Source organism: Shewanella sp. FDAARGOS_354, from assembly GCF_002209245.2.
Lineage (GTDB): Bacteria > Pseudomonadota > Gammaproteobacteria > Enterobacterales > Shewanellaceae > Shewanella > Shewanella xiamenensis.
This window is the reverse complement of sequence record NZ_CP022089.2, coordinates 1,086,919-1,104,602: the sequence shown is the minus strand read 5'-3', so window position 1 is coordinate 1,104,602 and position 17,684 is coordinate 1,086,919. Positions and strand designations below refer to the sequence as shown.

Below are 17,684 nucleotides of genomic sequence, written 5' to 3'. Positions count from 1 at the left end.
AGGAGCTGAAAATGAGCAAAAAAGCTGTCCATAAGAGGGATAAATCTGTACATCAAGGTAGGTTTGGTCAATAATTAACCTAGTGTTCACCAGATGCAGGAATCCCTTTATGCAAATCCAATCTGCTTATGCTTCCGGTCTGCAAGGCTTGCAAACGGCTCAATCAGGCTTAACACAGGCTACGATTGATGTGGCTAAACCGAGTCCTTCGCAAAGCGCTGCACCCACAGAAACCGCTAAGGCGGTAGATGAAACCGATAAAACCTCAGCATTAGTTGCTGCCAATTCATCATTGCGACAAGGCGAAGCATCGACTGAGGTACTCGAGAGAGAATCTGAAACTATAGGTTCGATTATTAACATCAAGGTGTAACTATGTCGGTCATGGCGCTGTCATCCCAGGTTGGCGCGCCATCCAATTCGTTTTTGAGTGCTGATAAGCCCATTGAGCCGCTAAAAGGAGCAAAACCTCAAAGTGGACGGGTTTATCAAGGTGACAATAGTCAGACGGTTGCTAACCATAGTGCTTCAACGGCTAGCCTTCATGCACCAAAATCCGAAGTGAATGGGGCACTTGAACCGTCTTTAAGTAGCTTTACTGCTGCGTCCAACCAAACTTTGCTTTTCACTGGGACTCAGCCTGAGTTATTGGCAGGCGCTAAATCGAGTTATGCGAGCCTTTCTTCTAGCGCGAATAATGTTGCGATACAGAAAGCTATTGTAGATTTAGGTGTAAACGCTTCTGCTCAGCTATATTCAAACCCCTCCGCTCCAAAACTGATAGATTCGACTTCACAGTCTTCAACTAATAAAAGTTTTAGTTTACTCACAGGACCACGTTCCATAGATGGCATGAGAGGTGGGCAAATTGCTGCCTCTCAGACAGCCGTGTCAGTGTTGAGTGCTCCGTATATGGGGCTTTCAACCTTGAATGGTGCCGTTAATCCTCTGGTGTCTTTGGCGCCAAGCACAACCGCTTACTCAACTGAAAGCGATATCGGTAGTATTACTTCGTCAAATTCGGATTTCGCCAATATATTCCCGACTTCAGATCCCATCACAACGAGTGTTGCACCTTTGGGACAACAAAAGGCCACTAGTACAGCAATGAGTCCTTTTGCTACTGAGTTTGCAGGGGCTGATGTTGTGGGTACTTCTTCGGGGACCCGCGATTCGGTGGTGACCAACGTTGGTGATAGAACCTCGCCTCAGGCAAACAGTTTGAGTGAGCAGTTTAGTCATATCTTTGGCCAACATGCCGCGACCAAGGAACCAGTTGGGAGTGAATCGGTAGCAGGCGAACTTTCTCACATTCAGCAAAATCAAAATCAAGCTGAACAAGTTCGTGATGAGCAAGCTAAGCAAGCAAGGGAAAAGGCTATACAAGAGCAGGAGCAAAAACAACAAGCATTAGCCGAAGCCTTTGCTAAAGCCGATAATAGCCAACAAGCTCAGCAGACACAGGGCGAACAAACTCGCCAGCAAGACTTAGCGAAAGAGCAAGTCAAACAGACACAAGAAAAGGCGATAGAGCAACAAAAAGCCCAAATTGATGAATTAAAAGCAAGGGACACAGAAGTCAAAGCTCACGAGCACGCTCATGCCAGCGTGGGTGGTCAATATGCCCAAAGCCCCAGTTTCAAGTATGAAAAAGGTGCTGATGGCCAACGCTATGCCACCGACGGTGAAGTACAAATCGATGTGTCGATAGTACCAGGCGATCCTCTGGCGACCATCAATAAGATGAAGCAAGTCTATGCGGCCGCTATGGCGCCAGTTGACCCATCTTCTGCCGATATTCGCGTGGCGGCGCAAGCACTGCAGAAAATGAATGAGGCCAAGGCTAAACTTGCTGAGGAACGTCAACAGCAGATTGTTGACCAGTCCACAACGGAAACCTTAATAGGCGCCGAGGCGCAACTTGAAAACTTGCCACAGCTCAAAGAACGTCATATTCAAGTCACGGGTAAGGTTGATGCCGACGGTAATATCACGGTCCCCCAAGACGAGCCATCGGCTCCTGTTACCGAAGTGATTGATAAGATTAAGCAAGCCATTGCGGCGCAGGTTGCATCGAGTGATACCTCTGATGCCGTAAATGTCATAGAGGTTGAAAATAGCGATACAATTGAACCTCCAACAGCAACCTTGGCCGTTGGTTCTGTGCAATCTAGCCAAGCTGAAAATCCGCAGATTTCCTCACAGCGACTCGAATCATCCGCTCGCTTGTTCAACAAGGGTGCATTGAATCTTAACCAAAGGGACAGCAATGCGGTTCGTTTCTATGATGCGGTAGCCGTAGCAGCGCTAGCCAGTAATCAAAACTCAACACTAGTGCACAATGAGTCGAGTGTTGATGCACATCGTGGGGAGATAGCTGAACCAATAGACGATTCTGCATTGGTGTCTAGCTCGACTGTTTATGGGGAGAATAGTCTTATTTCCAATGGATTAACACTTGACTCATCAAACCGCCAAGACACTCGCGGCCTGTTCAACCCTCAAACTTTAGCACTGCATCGTCCGCGTTTCTTAGATGTGAATGTCTAGGGCGTGTTGACGTTTCGAGATTAGATTTTGTTCGTTCAGGCAAGCACGTGCTCGCGAAACGAGGAATGATGTGTAGTTATTCTACTCAAATGACGAGCGGCTCTTATGACAGAAAGTAAGAGCAAGTGCTTGCTAGGCGAACCCTTCGGGCAGCATTTGGCTGGCTTTTCTGCCGCGTTATCGTCCGTTTATGTAGAATAACTACACAGCACGGACTTTGCCTTGCATAAAAGCCCGCCAAATTGCTGCAAAAATACCCCTAAAACGTCAACACGCCCTAGCCTCTAATTCTCGATATTCTCGCAAATATTAACCGAGTAGCGTTTGCCCATTAAGGCAAATCGCTTAAGCGTGCTCTGTTTGCAAGTTCATTAGCCATGAATCAAATAACAGTGACTCTCGATTTGCCAAGCGCTCATTTTTCCGTGCTAGAGGAAACAACCTCAGCGTTATCAATCGGTAGTGCTCACACCATGGTGCTTTAGGATATAAGAGGCCAGCAGTTTCGAGGCGGGGCCTTGGTGATCGCGGTTGGGTATCACAAGGCTAAGCATTATCCGTCGTTTCTGGCTGCCTTGCAGGTGCAAACGCACCAGTTTACCCGCGGCTAATTCTTCTTGGATAAGGAAGGATGGGATCCAACAAAAACCAATTCCCTGATTTAAAATAACTTTAGCTTCATGGAAGTTAGATACTGTCCAGCGCTGCTCGGCTTTGAGCCAGCCGATATCAATGTTAGATTGCACGCCCGTGTCTTTGATCACTAATTGCAGATGCTGTGCCAACAGTTTGTCGTCATCTAAAGTGCCAATGTCGGCTAAGGGGTGGCTCGGGTGGCAAACCAGATGCAGCTCTTGTTCACATAGAGGCTCGGATAAATAGCCTTTGGGTGGGATGCCTGCACAAATGGCTATATCGACTTTATTCTGCAGGATCAGCTCCTGCGTCCCAGTGATCACTGAATCAAGCATAATAATGCGAGTACCACGGCTATGGGGCAGAAAGTCACTTAGCGCACATACAAGGCTTTCCATCGGATAGACAATTTCACGGGCAATGGTCAGCGTTGGCTCCCAACCTTGCTCTAGGTTGCTAGCAAGTTGTTCTAATTCATTCACAGATTGAGTGACATGGCGTGAACGTCGCAGTAACACTTCGCCCTGTGGCGTCAGATAGGCTTTACGCCCACGGACTTCGAGTAGCTCAATTCCCAATTGATGTTGCAACTTGGCGACAGCATGGTTGAGAGACGATTGGCTCTTGTTGAGTTTTTCTGCCGCCTGCGCGTAGCCGCCATAATCGACGACGGCCTGTAAAATACGCCATTGCTCAAGGGTGGATTTAGCGCGAGTCATGGAGATCCTAATGTCTAACGACAATTTTCTAAAAAAACGATAGGTTTAGCCCTATAGTGGCGAGTCATGATCGTTTTTTCAATAGTATCGGTGATTTAATTGGAAGACGATAATCGCGGCAATGTGCAGCGGTATGATTATTACTGACGGTAAGATTACGCGTGGATATTGTTTGCTGGTGTGTGCAAATCACCGTTCCCATTGTGTTAAACCGCTAAAAAGCACAATGGCTAGCGTTAGCGTGCGATCCTAAAACAACGATAATCCTCTGGATAAGCGATGCCGCATCAACGGGATCGCCAATAGTAGCGTGTAGTTGCTCACTTAAGGTGAGTGCAGCCTCATTGACTACCAACAGATTAAAAAGCCCAAGTTTATCTTGGCAGTCTTGTGTGGATAAATAGACAAATTTAGCTAATTGCGTTTGCCACAGGGATTGATAATAGCGTGGGCCTTCATTAGCGATTGCATTGAAACTATATGCATAGTCAATTGGTTGTTCCCAATTTGCGCCAAAACTCTTACTAAACTCTGCTTGTAGATCGGGATAGCTTTGCTGTTTTAAAGACTGATAAAAATTAAGCGCCACTTTAGCGCGAAAAACATTAAGTTGTTTGGTATAGGCCTTGGCGAGTATCTCCCTTGGCGCTATATGTTGAATATCATATTTTGGAAAGAGTGTTTCGTGTAATACATTGGCTAGCCAAAGGCTTGGTAACTGATTTGAATCGAGACTCGGGCCTAAGGTATTGTTTAGATAAAAATGGCTTCCCCGTGCAAGTGCTACAACAGCTTGGGCTAACGCATTGCAAAAACGTTCAATATCTTTGTCACTGTTGAGTGTGGGATTAAGCTCGAGTGCCTGTTGACCAAACTGTTGGCCAATTACACTTTGTCTGAGGGTATGTTGACTGGCACTGGCATGCCGACTATTTACGTCAAGATACACTTCACCAAGCAAACGATGTTGGTGGTAAACCCGGATGATTTGTTGCTGCCGTTGAGCCGCGGTTGATGCAATATGCCCATCTATCACTTCAAAACTCAATCCATACTCACCGAGAATAGCAAAAGCATTATCGAGCACTTCGCCAGTGTGTAAGGAAATCTGTTTGGCACTACTTAGCTGCGATAATTTACGGCCGACATCCCAAGGTGCGACTCCAATTGATTCAGTTTGGCTGTCGAGAAACTGTTTTACTAACGCAGGAGAATTGAGTTGCTGTTCAGCCAAGCTGTAACTGGCAAAATCGATAAAGTTTGCGTCATTTGCCATTTGTTGACGCAATTCTGCAATACGATGCAATGCGAGTTGGTTATGCTCGCGGGCACGACCTTGATAGGCCTGCCACAGAATTTGCCGACAGTGGCGATCGGGTTGTTTTAAGAGATAACCGACAATCGTGCCGGAAAACGTTGTATTTGATGTTTCTGTGGCGTTGTCGGCTGCATCAACGGCGACATTTTCTGTGTTGGCAGTAGTAACCTCAGTTGGCAGTTGGCATTGGGTTGCTTGAACCGCTAAATGAAATTGTTGACTGCCTAATCCTTGTCGAATAGTGGCTTGTGCTGTGTGCAGTTTGGCCTTATCAAGGGGGGATTGATGCTGACGTAGTAATGCGACTAATTGTTCACCGAATAAGAGTTGATCTTGGGTGAGATGCTCATCATTGCTATGTTTATCAGCCGCATCAGTGAGCTCATCGACAAGTTGGTTGAATGCAGCTTGGCTCAGCAGGTCGTTTAGGATATCGGCAAGGCGCAACTGACATTGCAGTAGTCCTTGGCGTTCTTCGCCCGAGAGAGATAAACCTCGGTAGTAGTTGAGTCTATCATTAATGTTATTAAGCCCTATGGTGTGTTGCTCTAATACCAAGGCTTTATCTGAGAGCATTAAAGTGGGCAAATTATGTGTATTGGCATAGCGGCTAAAGGCGCTAGTCAAGTCAATATTAGGATGACGTAAACACTGTTCCACCAGCAGAGGTACAGGGCTTGGTGCAGCAGAGGCTGCACCAATAGAGGATAATAAACACCAGCCAAACAGGCTAGCCGTAAACAATGTTTTTGGCATAGGCAACGGGGCTGTGACCCTCATGGTATGGGATGACATGGCTTTAACATGCCTAAGTGTATCATGCTCTAGTTCAAATCTTGATTCGGTTGATTTTTCACAGCAATAATCGTTGCGCGTTTTGGCGCAGGGTAACCCTCGATAGTTTTAGTGATATCGTTAGGATCAAGATATTCAACCAGTGATTCATTTGGCATCCAATCGGTTCGGCGCTGCTCGGCAAGGGCGGTAATATCGGTATCGACACAACGTATGTCGGTGAAATCACATTTTTTAAGCCAGAGCATCAGTGCCGCAACGGATGGAATAAACCAAACGTTATTCATTTTGCCATACCTATCTTGCGGGACGAGTACGGCGTTTTCATCACCATCAATCACTAACGTCTCTAATACTAATTCTCCCCCCATACGTAACTGATCGCGTAATTGCAACAAGTGATCAATGGGTGAGCGTCTGTGATACAAGACGCCCATGGAGAATACTGTATCGAAGGCATCCAATGGCGGAAGTTCTTCAATACCAAGTGGCAACAGGTGCACAGGGTGATTCTCACCACTCAAGCGTTTAACCGCTTCAAATTGGCATAAAAACAGCGGGGAAGGGTCGATACCCACGACACGCTTAGCGCCGGCCCCTAACATACGCCACATGTGATAGCCGCTACCGCAACCTACATCGAGTACTGTACGGTTTTGCAGGGGCGAAATATGCGGTTTAACCCGATCCCATTTCCAATCGCTGCGCCATTCGGTGTCGATATGAATGCCGTGAATATGGAATGGACCTTTACGCCAAGGCATAAAGAGCCGCAGTAAATTCTCGAGTTTTTCCTTTTCGCCTGGCGTGAGCTGCTCACCCGTGCCTATCGTGACACTATCAACAAAATCGACTTTATCTGGGCTTGGATAGTGCAGTTTATTAAGCACTTTTTCCCATTTCGGGAGGTTGCCGTGTTTGTGTTCTCTTTGCCATTTACCGAGGATTGCTGGCAAGGTTTCAAGCCAATGTTGTAAATTTGAGTCGGCGATTTGTTGATAAAAGGAGCTAAAATTAATCACTTGATGGCCACCATAGAAGCAAAGTTAAAACATTGGAACCATGTACTAAAGTGACTAAACCCTTGGCGAGTTAAGCGCTGTTGATGCGTACTTAAGGTATCTGGTTTCATGACATTTTCCAGCGCACTACGTTTTTGACTGATTTCGAGCTCGCTATAGCCATTGGCTCGTTTAAAGTCGAGATGCAGTTCTTCAAGTACACTTTGAATTGGCGCATCATCAAAGCGGATTTTTTCCGAGAGTACTAAGATCCCTCCTGGATTTAAGCCTTGATAAATCTTGGCAATAAGTGACTCTCTGTCCTCGGGAGGTAAAAATTGTAGCGTAAAGTTGAGCACCACTAAGGAGGCGTTTTCGATGTGAATATCGCGAATATCACCGCAGATCAGCTCAACCTCAGTATCACTGACATAGGCATTGAGGTTTTCTTGGCAGCGCGTCACCATAGACTCACTATTGTCTACGGCAACAATTCGGCAGTCACGGCCTTGGATCTGGCGGCGAATGCTCAATGTTGCAGCACCTAAAGAGCATCCTAAGTCGTAAATCTGGGTATTAGGTTTAACAAAACGATCCGCAAAATCGCCGATAGTATTGATAATTTGGGTGTAACCAGGCACTGAGCGGCGGATCATGTCACTAAAGACACCCGCAACACGGCTATCAAACTGGAAATCGCTAATGTGCTCGCTCGCTTGAGCGTAGATAGTATCTTGGGAAGCGTTCATTTGGGAATGTCTCGAAAGTTCAACCCCGCATTTTAACGAATCCCGTTGACTAGCAGCAAGTCTCGGGCTAGTAATTTGCCAGAAATTTCTGTCTAATATGCGATAAATAACAAAGTATTTACATTGTACATCAGGTACTAGGGACCCCAGTTGAAGTTAGTGTTCCAGCTTATTGTGATCCTGTGTTGTGTTTTTTCGAACAACACAGTTAATGCCAGTCAAGGACCGACTGATTCGCTTATCGTGGTGATGGGGGAAGACAGCTTTCCCTATCAATTTGTGGATAACGAGGGCGAAGCCACGGGGTTATTAGTCGATCTTTGGAAGGAGTGGGGTAAACGCACCGATACCTCACTTGTTTTTGTTGCGCGACACTGGAATGAATCCCTCGCACAGTTACAACAGGGAAACGCCCAAGTGCATATTGGCATGGGTAAAACCCCGGAGCGTGAACAACTATTTGATTTTGCCGATCCGATTGCTGATGTTCGCACCTATTTGTATTTACATAAATCCTTGCAGGGCAAAAAAAACATTAAAGAATTGGTGCCTTACCAGATTGGAATTGTGTCCGGTTCTTCCCATGAAGCGGAATTACGCCGTATCGAACCTGCGTTAGTATTTAAATATTATGAAAGCCGTGAAAAGCTACTTGCAGGTGTGGCGGCGGGTGACACAGTGGTGTTTGCTGGGCTCGACGGTTATCTTCGCGACCCTTCCTCTAACCAAACGATCGCAGCAAATTTTCCTCTCAATATACGTATCCCCATCAAAGCGATGCAATTTGTGCCTGCGGTGATGAAGCACAATACCGCCTTACTGAATAAAATTAAGGCGGGCTTTAATGCTCTTGACCCTAAATTTATCCAACAAACTGAGCGTCGCTGGTTGGGTTACCACGGCCAAAAAGCGGGACTGATAGTCGCGATGCAACTGGGAGTTGAACCTTTTGTTGATTTAGGTGTTGATGGTTTACCCCATGGTTTTTATGTAGATCTTTGGCGACTATGGTCGGCTAAAACGGGGATTGATGTCGATTTTATCTCAGGCGATATGAACGGCAGTGTTAACGATGTACGTCAAGGGTTAGCCGATGCTCATATTGGTTATCCCGAGAGTGATGACATGAAAACGGGGTTAACTCGCGCGTGGCACTTGTATACGGTAAAGAGTCGACTGTTTTTGTATCAACAGCAATTAACTGATTTACATCGCTTAAAAGGTAAACGTATTGGTGTTGTGCCAACGGCGCCATATTTAGTCCAGTTACGCAAAGCACTGCCGGATGTGTCATTGCGTTACTATGACAGTATGGATGCGATGGTCGCTGGTGCAAGAGCGGGGGAGATTGTTGGGTTTGTTGCTGCGGGAGCATGGACTACCCATTATCTTCTGCAAAACAAAGCATGGGCCGATTTTAATCAATACCCTGAGCTGGAATTTCCTACCGATATCTATGTATTAACTCGAAGCGATGATCCTGGACTGACTCAACGGATCAGCAATGGATTTCACAGCATTAGCATGCAGGAATTTGCTGATGTTGAACAAAAATGGATGCTTAACCCTAAAGACCGTATTTTTAATCAGGCAGGCTTACGCAGTATCCAACTCTCAAGCAGCGAACAAAACTATCTTTCACAATTGGGTGAACTCAAACTGGGTTATCTTAAGCAGTGGCCGCCCATGGAATTTAGCGATGAACAAGGGCAATTCGCGGGCATTAATAGTGATATCGTAAATATGTTCGCCCAGCAATTGCATCTTAAGATCCAACCCGTTGCGTTTGATGATTGGCAGTCGCTTATTCGCGCATTGCGCACAGGAGAGATTGCACTGGCGGGCAGTATTGCTAAAACCGCTGAGCGGCAACAGCATGTGGTTTTTAGTGATGCCTATTGGCCATCGCCATGGGGGCTAGTATCGCAGCTTGAACAAGTCTCTGTTTTTAATTTGGCACAATTGGCAGGTCAGAGAGTGGCCGTGGTTGAAGGCTATCATCTTGTCGCTCAACTAATGATGCTACAACCTTCGCTGAAGCTCGTGTTGGTACCCGATACGCACTCAGGGCTTTTAGCGGTAAATGAAGGTAATGCCGATGTGTTTATTGATAAGGTGGTGACGCTAGCCTCTGAGTTAAAAACGGGCCAGTATCCTTTACTTAAAATGTCACTCTTAAGCGATTTAGCCGACCAACATAGTCATTTTGGCATAAACCCGCAATTTACCCCATTGGCACCATTAATCAACCGAGTATTAGCGCAGATCGATCAGCAAAAGCAGCAACAAATCTATTCCCATTGGGTGAATTTCGCGATTGCCACTGACGATGGGCAATACTTGCGTTGGATCCGCTATTTATTGTTTGGAGCGTTGAGTTTATCGGTGGTGATGATCGCGGTATTAGTGGTTAATCGTCGTCTAAATCGTGAGATAACTCGTCGTATTGCCGCAGAAAAACGTTTGCAATACGTTGCGAGCCATGATGCATTAACCCAGTTACCTAATCGAGGCTTACTCGATGATCGATTATCGCAGGCACTATTAGCCCATCGTCGCGATCAGAGCCATTTTGCGCTGCTGTTTATTGATTTAGATGGATTCAAACAAATCAATGATCAGCATGGGCATCCAATAGGTGATGCCTTGCTTCTACGGGTGGCGGGATTACTGACGCAAGCCGTTCGCCATTCTGATACTGTGGCTCGATTTGGCGGCGATGAGTTTGTTATCCTGCTAAATCGTGTGCAAGATCTCGATGCCGCGACCCAAGTTGCTGATAATATTCTGCACTCGCTTTCATCGCCCTTCACTTTTGAAGGCGTAAAGGTAGAAATTGCTGTGAGTATCGGTGTGGTGATTTATCCCCGCGATGGTGATACGGCGATTGAATTATTAAAAAAAGCGGATCAATTAATGTATCAAGCCAAAACGGCGGGTGGGCGTTGCTACCGCGTGGCTTGATGTTTTTTTGTACGTTTATGCATAGATAGTGCGTTCGCCTCTAGTCAAGGGCGTAAAACTGTTTGATACTTCACCGCCTAAAAGTGAAGTACTTTGGTAATCGGCATTATTTGACTATAATGCCGCTTTTATCTCGTTTTGATTATTTCCAAAGCACCGGTTTCCGGATAAAGGATAGAGTTAGATGCGCAGTCATTATTGTGGAGACGTCAATAAGTCTCACGTTGGACAAGAAGTTACCTTGGTAGGTTGGGTTAATCGTAGCCGTGATTTGGGTGGCGTAGTCTTTTTAGATTTAAGAGACAGAGAAGGTCTGGTCCAAGTGGTTTACGATCCAGATTTACCTGAAGTGTTCAATGTGGCTAGCACACTGCGCGCTGAGTTTTGTGTGCAGGTAAAAGGCGTGGTTCGTGCACGTCCTGATAGCCAAGTTAACGCACAAATGAAAACTGGCGAAATTGAAGTGTTGGGTAAAGCACTAACTATTATCAACAGTTCTGAGCCACTGCCGCTGAGCTTAGATAACTATCAAAACAACAGTGAAGAACAGCGTTTAAAATATCGTTATTTAGATTTACGTCGCCCAGAAATGGCACAGCGGTTAATGTTCCGCGCGAAAGTGACCAGTGCTGTGCGTCGTTTCCTCGACTCAAACGGTTTCTTAGATATTGAAACGCCGATCCTGACCAAGGCAACCCCAGAAGGTGCCCGTGACTATTTAGTGCCGAGCCGTACATATAAAGGTCAATTTTTCGCACTGCCACAATCACCACAGCTATTTAAACAGCTGCTGATGATGTCAGGCTTTGACCGTTACTATCAAATCGTAAAATGCTTCCGTGACGAAGATTTACGTGCTGATCGTCAGCCAGAATTTACTCAAATCGATATCGAAACGTCTTTCATGAGCTCAGAGCAAGTGATGGCGAAAACCGAAGAGATGATGCGTGGTCTGTTCCTTGAGATGCTGAATGTCGATTTAGGCGAATTCCCGCGCATGACCTACAACGAAGCCATGCGTCGTTTTGGTTCAGACAAGCCCGATTTACGTAACCCATTAGAGCTGGTGGACGTGGCTGACTTGCTCAAAGAAGTAGAGTTTGCGGTATTCTCAGGTCCAGCCAATGATGAAGAAGGCCGTGTTGCGGCGCTGCGTATTCCTGGCGGTGCAAGCCTGTCTCGTAAGCAAATCGACGATTACACTAAGTTTGTTGGCATCTACGGCGCCAAGGGCTTAGCGTGGATGAAGCTAAACGACCTTACTCAAGGCCTAGAAGGCATTCAATCGCCTGTGCTTAAGTTCTTGAATGAGAACATTGTTAACGAAATCATCAGCCGCACTGGCGCACAAACGGGCGATATTATTCTGTTTGGTGCTGATCAAGCGACTGTGGTTGCCGAATCTATGGGCGCACTGCGTCTTAAAGCCGGTGAAGACTTTAATCTGCTTGAAGGTCAATGGCGTCCATTGTGGGTGGTTGACTTCCCAATGTTTGAGAAGATCAACGGCAGCTTCCACGCGGTTCACCATCCATTTACCGCTCCGCGCGGCGTGACACCTCAAGAGCTAGAAGCCAATCCTGCTAACCGTGTGTCAGATGCCTACGACATGGTATTAAACGGCTGTGAATTAGGTGGTGGTTCGGTACGTATCCACAACCAAGAGATGCAGTCTGCGGTATTCCGCATTCTTGGCATTACCGATGAAGAAGCGAAAGAGAAATTCGGCTTCTTACTCGAAGCGTTACGTTACGGTACGCCACCACATGCAGGTTTAGCCTTTGGTTTAGACCGCATCATCATGCTGATGACGGGCGCAAGCTCAATCCGTGATGTGATGGCATTCCCGAAAACCACCACAGCGGCGTGCCCGTTAACCAATGCGCCAGGTTTTGCTAATCCACAACAATTAGCTGAACTAGGTATTTCCGTGGTGAAAGCCGCGAAGACTGAAGACTAATCTTTAGCGATTATCGAGTACCGAGGCGCAAGCCTCGGTCTATTTTTATCCCGTCATTTCATTTCTTATCAATATCTGCGTTATCGACGTCACTGAACTTGCCGTCATTCACTGTGTAAAGGAACATTGAGTAAAGGCGCCTTATTCGAGGCACCGTCAAGGTTACCTTAGGCTATTGATAAGATGTGCAATGGCTACATGTAGAGGAGAACTCCCATGGCTGGTCATAGTAAGTGGGCCAATATTAAGCACCGCAAAGCAGCGCAAGATGCCAAGCGCGGTAAACTCTTTACCAAATTTATCCGTGAGTTAACGGTTTCAGCCCGCGAAGGCGGCTCAGATCCCGATTCAAATCCGCGTCTGCGAATCGCCATCGATAAGGCGCTCGGCGGCAACATGACCCGCGATACCATTGAGCGCGCGATTAAGCGCGGTGCTGGCGAGCTTGAAGGTCAGCAGCTCGAAACCATTATTTACGAAGGTTACGGCCCAGGCGGCACCGCGGTGATGGTGGAAACCATGACCGATAACCGTAACCGTACCGTCAGCGGCGTACGTAATGCCTTTAGCAAATCGGGCGGTAACTTAGGAACCGATGGTTCGGTTGCCTATTTGTTCACTAAACGCGGAGTATTGTCCTATGCGCCTGGCACCGATGAAGATGCCTTGATGGATGCGGCGCTCGAAGCGGGCGCCGAAGATGTGGTGAGTTACGATGATGGTGCGATTGACGTATTTACCGAACCGACCGAGTTTTACGGGGTGAAAGATGCCCTCGATGCCGCAGGGTTTGTCAGTGATAACGCCGAAATCGCGATGATAGCCTCGACCAAAGCCGAGTTAGATGCCGAGACTGCCGAGAAGTTTATGCGCCTTATCGATACCCTCGAAGAGCACGATGATGTGCAAGAGGTGTATCATAATGCCGAAATTTCTGATGAGATTATGGAAAGTTTGGGTTAAGCCAACTTGGGGAGGTACAAGTGTTTGCAAGCTAGATGCTGAGTAAGACAACGTGTCTTCTTTGGTTGAATGAACGCGAGCAGGTTTTGAGTGGTTCTTTAATGGTTCTTTAATCAGTCATGATTTGGTTGAGGCGCTGTTAAGACGCAAATCGACCGATTTACGTAAGGCGCACGCATAAGGAAACAATGGCAATTATTTTAGGTGTAGACCCAGGTTCGCGGATCACAGGTTACGGTGTTATCCAATGCCAAGGGCGACAGCAACTTTATTTAGGCAGTGGCTGCATTCGTACCTCGGGTGATGATTTGCCGTTAAGATTAAAGCAGATCTTTGATGGGATCAGTGAAATTATTCGCCAATATCAACCCGATGAGTTTGCGATTGAGCGGGTATTTTTGGCTAAAAATGCTGACTCAGCTTTGAAATTGGGTCAAGCCCGTGGCGCAGCAATTGTCGCAGCAACCGTGGCGAATTTACCTGTTACAGAATACAGCGCAACACAGATAAAAAATGCGGTGGTAGGGACGGGACGTGCCAAGAAAGAGCAGGTTCAACATATGATCCAGCAATTGCTTAAGCTTCCAGCTGCACCACAGGCAGACGCCGCGGATGCACTCGGCGTTGCAGTATGTCATTATCACACCAATCAAAGTTTGGTTGCCTTAAGCGGCCGAGCAACAACAAGAACATATGGACGGTACAGATGATAGGTCGTTTACGTGGCGTATTAATAGAAAAACAAGCGCCAGAGGTGTTGATTGATGTGAATGGGGTCGGTTACGAATTACAAATGCCGCTGACTAGCTTTTATGAGCTCCCTGAACTCAATCAACCGACCACGGTTTATACTCATTTTGTTGTGCGTGAAGACGCCCAGCTGCTGTATGGTTTTATCACCAAACAAGAGCGTTCACTGTTTCGCTTATTGATTAAGGCTAACGGTGTTGGCCCAAAACTCGCATTAACAATTCTTTCTGGCATGACGGCCAGTGAATTTGTGGGCTGTGTTGAGCGCGATGATATAGTGACACTGGTAAAATTACCCGGTGTCGGTAAAAAGACCGCCGAACGTTTATTGGTTGAGATGCGCGATAAATTGAAGAGCTTAATGGAGGCATCCGTAGGTTCTGAGCGTGAGTTTGTGCTGCAATCCAACTACTCACCAGCACCGACGGCCAACAGTGCCGAAGAGGATGCCATTTCAGCCTTGATCTCCCTCGGCTATAAACCGCCACAGGCGAGTAAAGCCGTATCTGCCGCCTATAAAGAAGGCATGGACAGTGAGACCTTGATTAAAGCCGCGTTAAAATCGATGCTCTAATGCATGGTTTTGATTGAGGCAGTTTATTGCGGTGCGTGATTTTTGCAGCCAAGCAGGCTGCAACTGCAGCAAAATAGCAAGTACCGTATGTCAAGAATGCAATGCGGTAACAGGAATAGGTAAATGATTGAAGCAGATAGACTGATACAGCCACAGCTGCAAGGTCAAGATGATGTTATCGATAGGGCAATGCGCCCTAAATTGCTCGATGAATACACTGGGCAGGATGATACGCGCGCTCAATTAAAGGTATTCATTCAAGCGGCCAAGAATCGCGAAGAAGCCTTAGATCATATGTTGATCTACGGTCCGCCAGGTTTAGGTAAAACCACCTTGGCGATGATTGTCGCCAATGAAATGGGCGTCAATATTAAATCGACCTCGGGTCCCGTGTTGGAAAAAGCAGGGGATTTAGCGGCGCTGCTGACTAACCTCGAAGCGGGTGATGTACTTTTCATCGATGAAATCCATCGATTAAGTCCAGTGGTTGAGGAGATCTTGTATCCGGCGATGGAAGACTATCAACTGGATATCATGATTGGTGAAGGACCTGCAGCGCGTTCCATTAAGCTCGATTTACCACCTTTTACTTTAGTCGGCGCGACCACGCGGGCGGGGGCCTTAACCTCTCCGCTAAGGGCGCGTTTTGGCATCCCGCTGCGACTTGAGTTTTATAATGTCAAAGATTTAAGCACCATTGTGACCCGTTCTGCCCAAGTGATGGGATTAGCCATTGATAGTGAGGGCGCAACCGAAATTGCCAAACGTTCACGCGGTACGCCAAGGATTGCCAATCGGTTACTCCGGCGGGTGCGTGATTATGCCGAAGTGCAACACGATGGAGCTGTGACTCGACATGTTGCTGAGCTGGCGCTCAATTTACTCGATGTCGATGGCGAAGGCTTCGATTATATGGACCGCAAATTGCTACTCGCGATTATCGATAAGTTTATGGGCGGCCCCGTGGGTCTTGATAACCTCGCAGCAGCAATTGGTGAGGAGCGCGAAACCATTGAAGATGTGCTCGAACCTTTCCTTATTCAACAAGGTTTTATCCAACGCACTCCCCGTGGCAGGATCGCAACGGCCAGAGCGTATTTACACTTTGGAATGATAAAACCAGAGTGATCGCTAAATAGTGTTATCTATTGCTTAATAGAGGGCGTTCAAAATTCTGTGTCAGGCTAATTTTTAAATTTCCAGCACGCTATCTAAACGTCCTTCAAAATAAATCGCTAACTGAGATAAACAAAGGCTCCAATTGTGGATTGGCATGGTCCATTTATCTGAGGCGTTTAATATGCCTGCGTAAAGTAGCTTCAACAAGCTATTTTCATTAGGAAAAGCACCTTTGGTTTTGGTGAGCTTTCTAAATTGGCGATGCACAGCCTCAACCGCATTGGTCGTGTAAATCACTTTCCTGATATGTTCTGGGTACTTAAAATAATGGGACAAATTATGCCATTTGCGACGCCAAGAGTTGATTACCAGCGGATAAGCATCACCCCATTTGGCCTCCAGTTCGTCCAATGCCATCTCTGCGGCTTCTTTACTCACGGCTCGATACACAGGCTTTAAATCAGCCATAAACGCTTTCTGATTTTTTGAGGCGACATACTTCATTGAGTTGCGGATCTGGTGGATAACACATAGCTGTGTTTCCGTATGAGGGAAGATACTGGCTATGGCCTCAGGGAAACCGGTCAAACCGTCAACACAGGCGATAAGAATATCTTTTACACCACGATTATTAAGATCGGTCAGTACGGATAGCCAGTAATTAGCGCCTTCATTTTCGGACAAGTGAAGCCCTAAAATTTCCTTTTTTCCTTTCATATTAAGCGCTAACAATGTGTAAACGGCTTTACTGACGTAACGCCCATCCTCTTTGACTTTGTAATGTATCGCATCAAGCCAAACGATAGGATAATGGCTATCTAATGGGCGCTGTTGCCACGCTTTAAGTTCGGGGATGAGTTTGTCAGTGATAGCACTGACTGTTGCGTTAGACACATTGAGCCCATACATATCTTCAACATGTTGATTAATATCGCGATAGCTCATACCTATACTGAACATCGATAACACTTTACGTTCGATTTCATCGGTTAGCGTAGTTTGATTTTTCTTAATCAACTGAGGCTCAAAGGTGCCATTGCGGTCTCTAGGCGCGTCTAACTCAAAGTTACCGGACGGATACTTAATGGTCTTAGAGGTTTTGCCATTTTTACGATTAGGCTGAGGATCATGCGCTAAATGCTGCTCAAGCTCAGCCTGGAGAGCCGCTTCAGTGAGTTGCTTGATCAGTGGACCAAGAATGCTGTCTTTACCTGTGAGGCTTTTACCTGATTGCAGATCTTTAAGGGCTTGTTCGAAGTTAAAAGGTTGGGTCATGTGTCATTCCTGTTTTTGAATATTTTACTGAAATGACACAGAATTATGAACACTACCGCTTAATATAAAAGCGACTTAGGTCGCTTTTATATTTTTTGAATAGAAATAGATGAAACCTGGATTTAATTTAATCCTTATTGTTTTTATTAGCTTTTTACGTAATCTCTGCAAGTAATTTAAGTGATGCGTTATTGAGTGTTGTTTGATTGTATATCATCTATCTTCTTCGTATTTTCGTCATCTTAATGCATTTTTGTCCCTTAACGATTGTCCCAATAGCAAATTAGTTCTCAATTTATAAATTGACAATT

At 46.2% G+C, this 17,684-nt stretch carries 13 protein-coding genes; 8 read left to right on the top strand and 5 right to left on the bottom strand.

Going from position 1 to position 17,684, the window contains the following annotated elements; translation table 11 throughout:
- Positions 1–109: 109 nt before the first annotated feature.
- Both CEQ32_RS05055 and CEQ32_RS05050 read left to right on the top strand, forming a co-directional pair.
- Positions 110–373: a hypothetical protein gene (locus CEQ32_RS05055; RefSeq protein WP_037418823.1), complete on the top strand. Its 264-nt coding sequence runs from the start codon at positions 110–112 to the stop codon at positions 371–373.
- A 2-nt stretch (positions 374–375) separates the two neighbouring features.
- Entirely contained in the window at positions 376–2,550 is a 2,175-nt protein-coding gene (locus CEQ32_RS05050) for a putative metalloprotease CJM1_0395 family protein (protein ID WP_088585615.1), read from the top strand.
- A gap of 452 nt (positions 2,551–3,002) precedes the next feature.
- Here CEQ32_RS05050 and CEQ32_RS05040 read toward each other — a convergent pair whose 3' ends face one another.
- The 4 genes from CEQ32_RS05040 to cmoA all read right to left on the bottom strand — a co-directional run bounded on the left by CEQ32_RS05040 (position 3,003) and on the right by cmoA (position 7,768).
- The gene (locus CEQ32_RS05040; protein WP_037431654.1) at positions 3,003–3,905 is read right to left on the bottom strand and encodes a LysR family transcriptional regulator; all 903 of its coding nucleotides are present in this window, start codon (positions 3,903–3,905) and stop codon (positions 3,003–3,005) included.
- A gap of 214 nt (positions 3,906–4,119) precedes the next feature.
- On the bottom strand, positions 4,120–5,979 hold the full coding sequence (locus tag CEQ32_RS05035) for a M3 family metallopeptidase (RefSeq protein ID WP_088585614.1): 1,860 nt from the start codon (positions 5,977–5,979) through the stop codon (positions 4,120–4,122).
- A gap of 68 nt (positions 5,980–6,047) precedes the next feature.
- On the bottom strand, positions 6,048–7,040 hold the full coding sequence (cmoB, locus tag CEQ32_RS05030; RefSeq protein ID WP_037418833.1) for a tRNA 5-methoxyuridine(34)/uridine 5-oxyacetic acid(34) synthase CmoB: 993 nt from the start codon (positions 7,038–7,040) through the stop codon (positions 6,048–6,050).
- Positions 7,037–7,768 carry a carboxy-S-adenosyl-L-methionine synthase CmoA gene (cmoA, locus tag CEQ32_RS05025; protein ID WP_037418836.1) on the bottom strand — a complete coding sequence of 244 codons (732 nt, stop codon included), beginning with the start codon at positions 7,766–7,768 and terminating at the stop codon, positions 7,037–7,039. Before cmoA ends, cmoB begins: the two co-directional genes overlap by 4 nt.
- Positions 7,769–7,918: 150 nt before the next feature.
- Here cmoA and CEQ32_RS05020 point away from each other — a divergent pair, with 150 nt between their 5' ends.
- The 6 genes from CEQ32_RS05020 (at position 7,919) to ruvB (ending at position 16,107) form a co-directional block, all read left to right on the top strand.
- Complete coding sequence (locus tag CEQ32_RS05020) at positions 7,919–10,732, top strand: transporter substrate-binding domain-containing protein (protein WP_088585613.1); 2,814 nt, start codon at positions 7,919–7,921, stop codon at positions 10,730–10,732.
- Between the two features lie 184 nt (positions 10,733–10,916).
- Complete coding sequence (gene aspS / locus CEQ32_RS05015) at positions 10,917–12,692, top strand: aspartate--tRNA ligase (RefSeq protein WP_037430590.1); 1,776 nt, start codon at positions 10,917–10,919, stop codon at positions 12,690–12,692.
- 216 nt (positions 12,693–12,908) lie between these two features.
- Positions 12,909–13,655, top strand: coding sequence for a YebC/PmpR family DNA-binding transcriptional regulator (locus CEQ32_RS05010; protein ID WP_011622670.1), 747 nt, complete (start codon positions 12,909–12,911; stop codon positions 13,653–13,655).
- A 188-nt stretch (positions 13,656–13,843) separates the two neighbouring features.
- Positions 13,844–14,365, top strand: coding sequence for a crossover junction endodeoxyribonuclease RuvC (gene ruvC, locus CEQ32_RS05005; protein ID WP_088585612.1), 522 nt, complete (start codon positions 13,844–13,846; stop codon positions 14,363–14,365).
- Positions 14,362–14,979 carry a Holliday junction branch migration protein RuvA gene (gene ruvA / locus CEQ32_RS05000; RefSeq protein WP_088585611.1) on the top strand — a complete coding sequence of 206 codons (618 nt, stop codon included), beginning with the start codon at positions 14,362–14,364 and terminating at the stop codon, positions 14,977–14,979. Before ruvC ends, ruvA begins: the two co-directional genes overlap by 4 nt.
- A gap of 123 nt (positions 14,980–15,102) precedes the next feature.
- A complete protein-coding gene (gene ruvB / locus CEQ32_RS04995) occupies positions 15,103–16,107 on the top strand; it encodes a Holliday junction branch migration DNA helicase RuvB (protein ID WP_055648358.1) in 1,005 nt (334 codons plus the stop codon).
- 63 nt (positions 16,108–16,170) lie between these two features.
- Here the strand turns inward: ruvB and CEQ32_RS04990 are convergent, their stop codons facing one another.
- Complete coding sequence (locus CEQ32_RS04990; protein WP_032482388.1) at positions 16,171–17,373, bottom strand: IS256-like element ISSod4 family transposase; 1,203 nt, start codon at positions 17,371–17,373, stop codon at positions 16,171–16,173.
- Positions 17,374–17,684 lie beyond the last annotated feature (311 nt).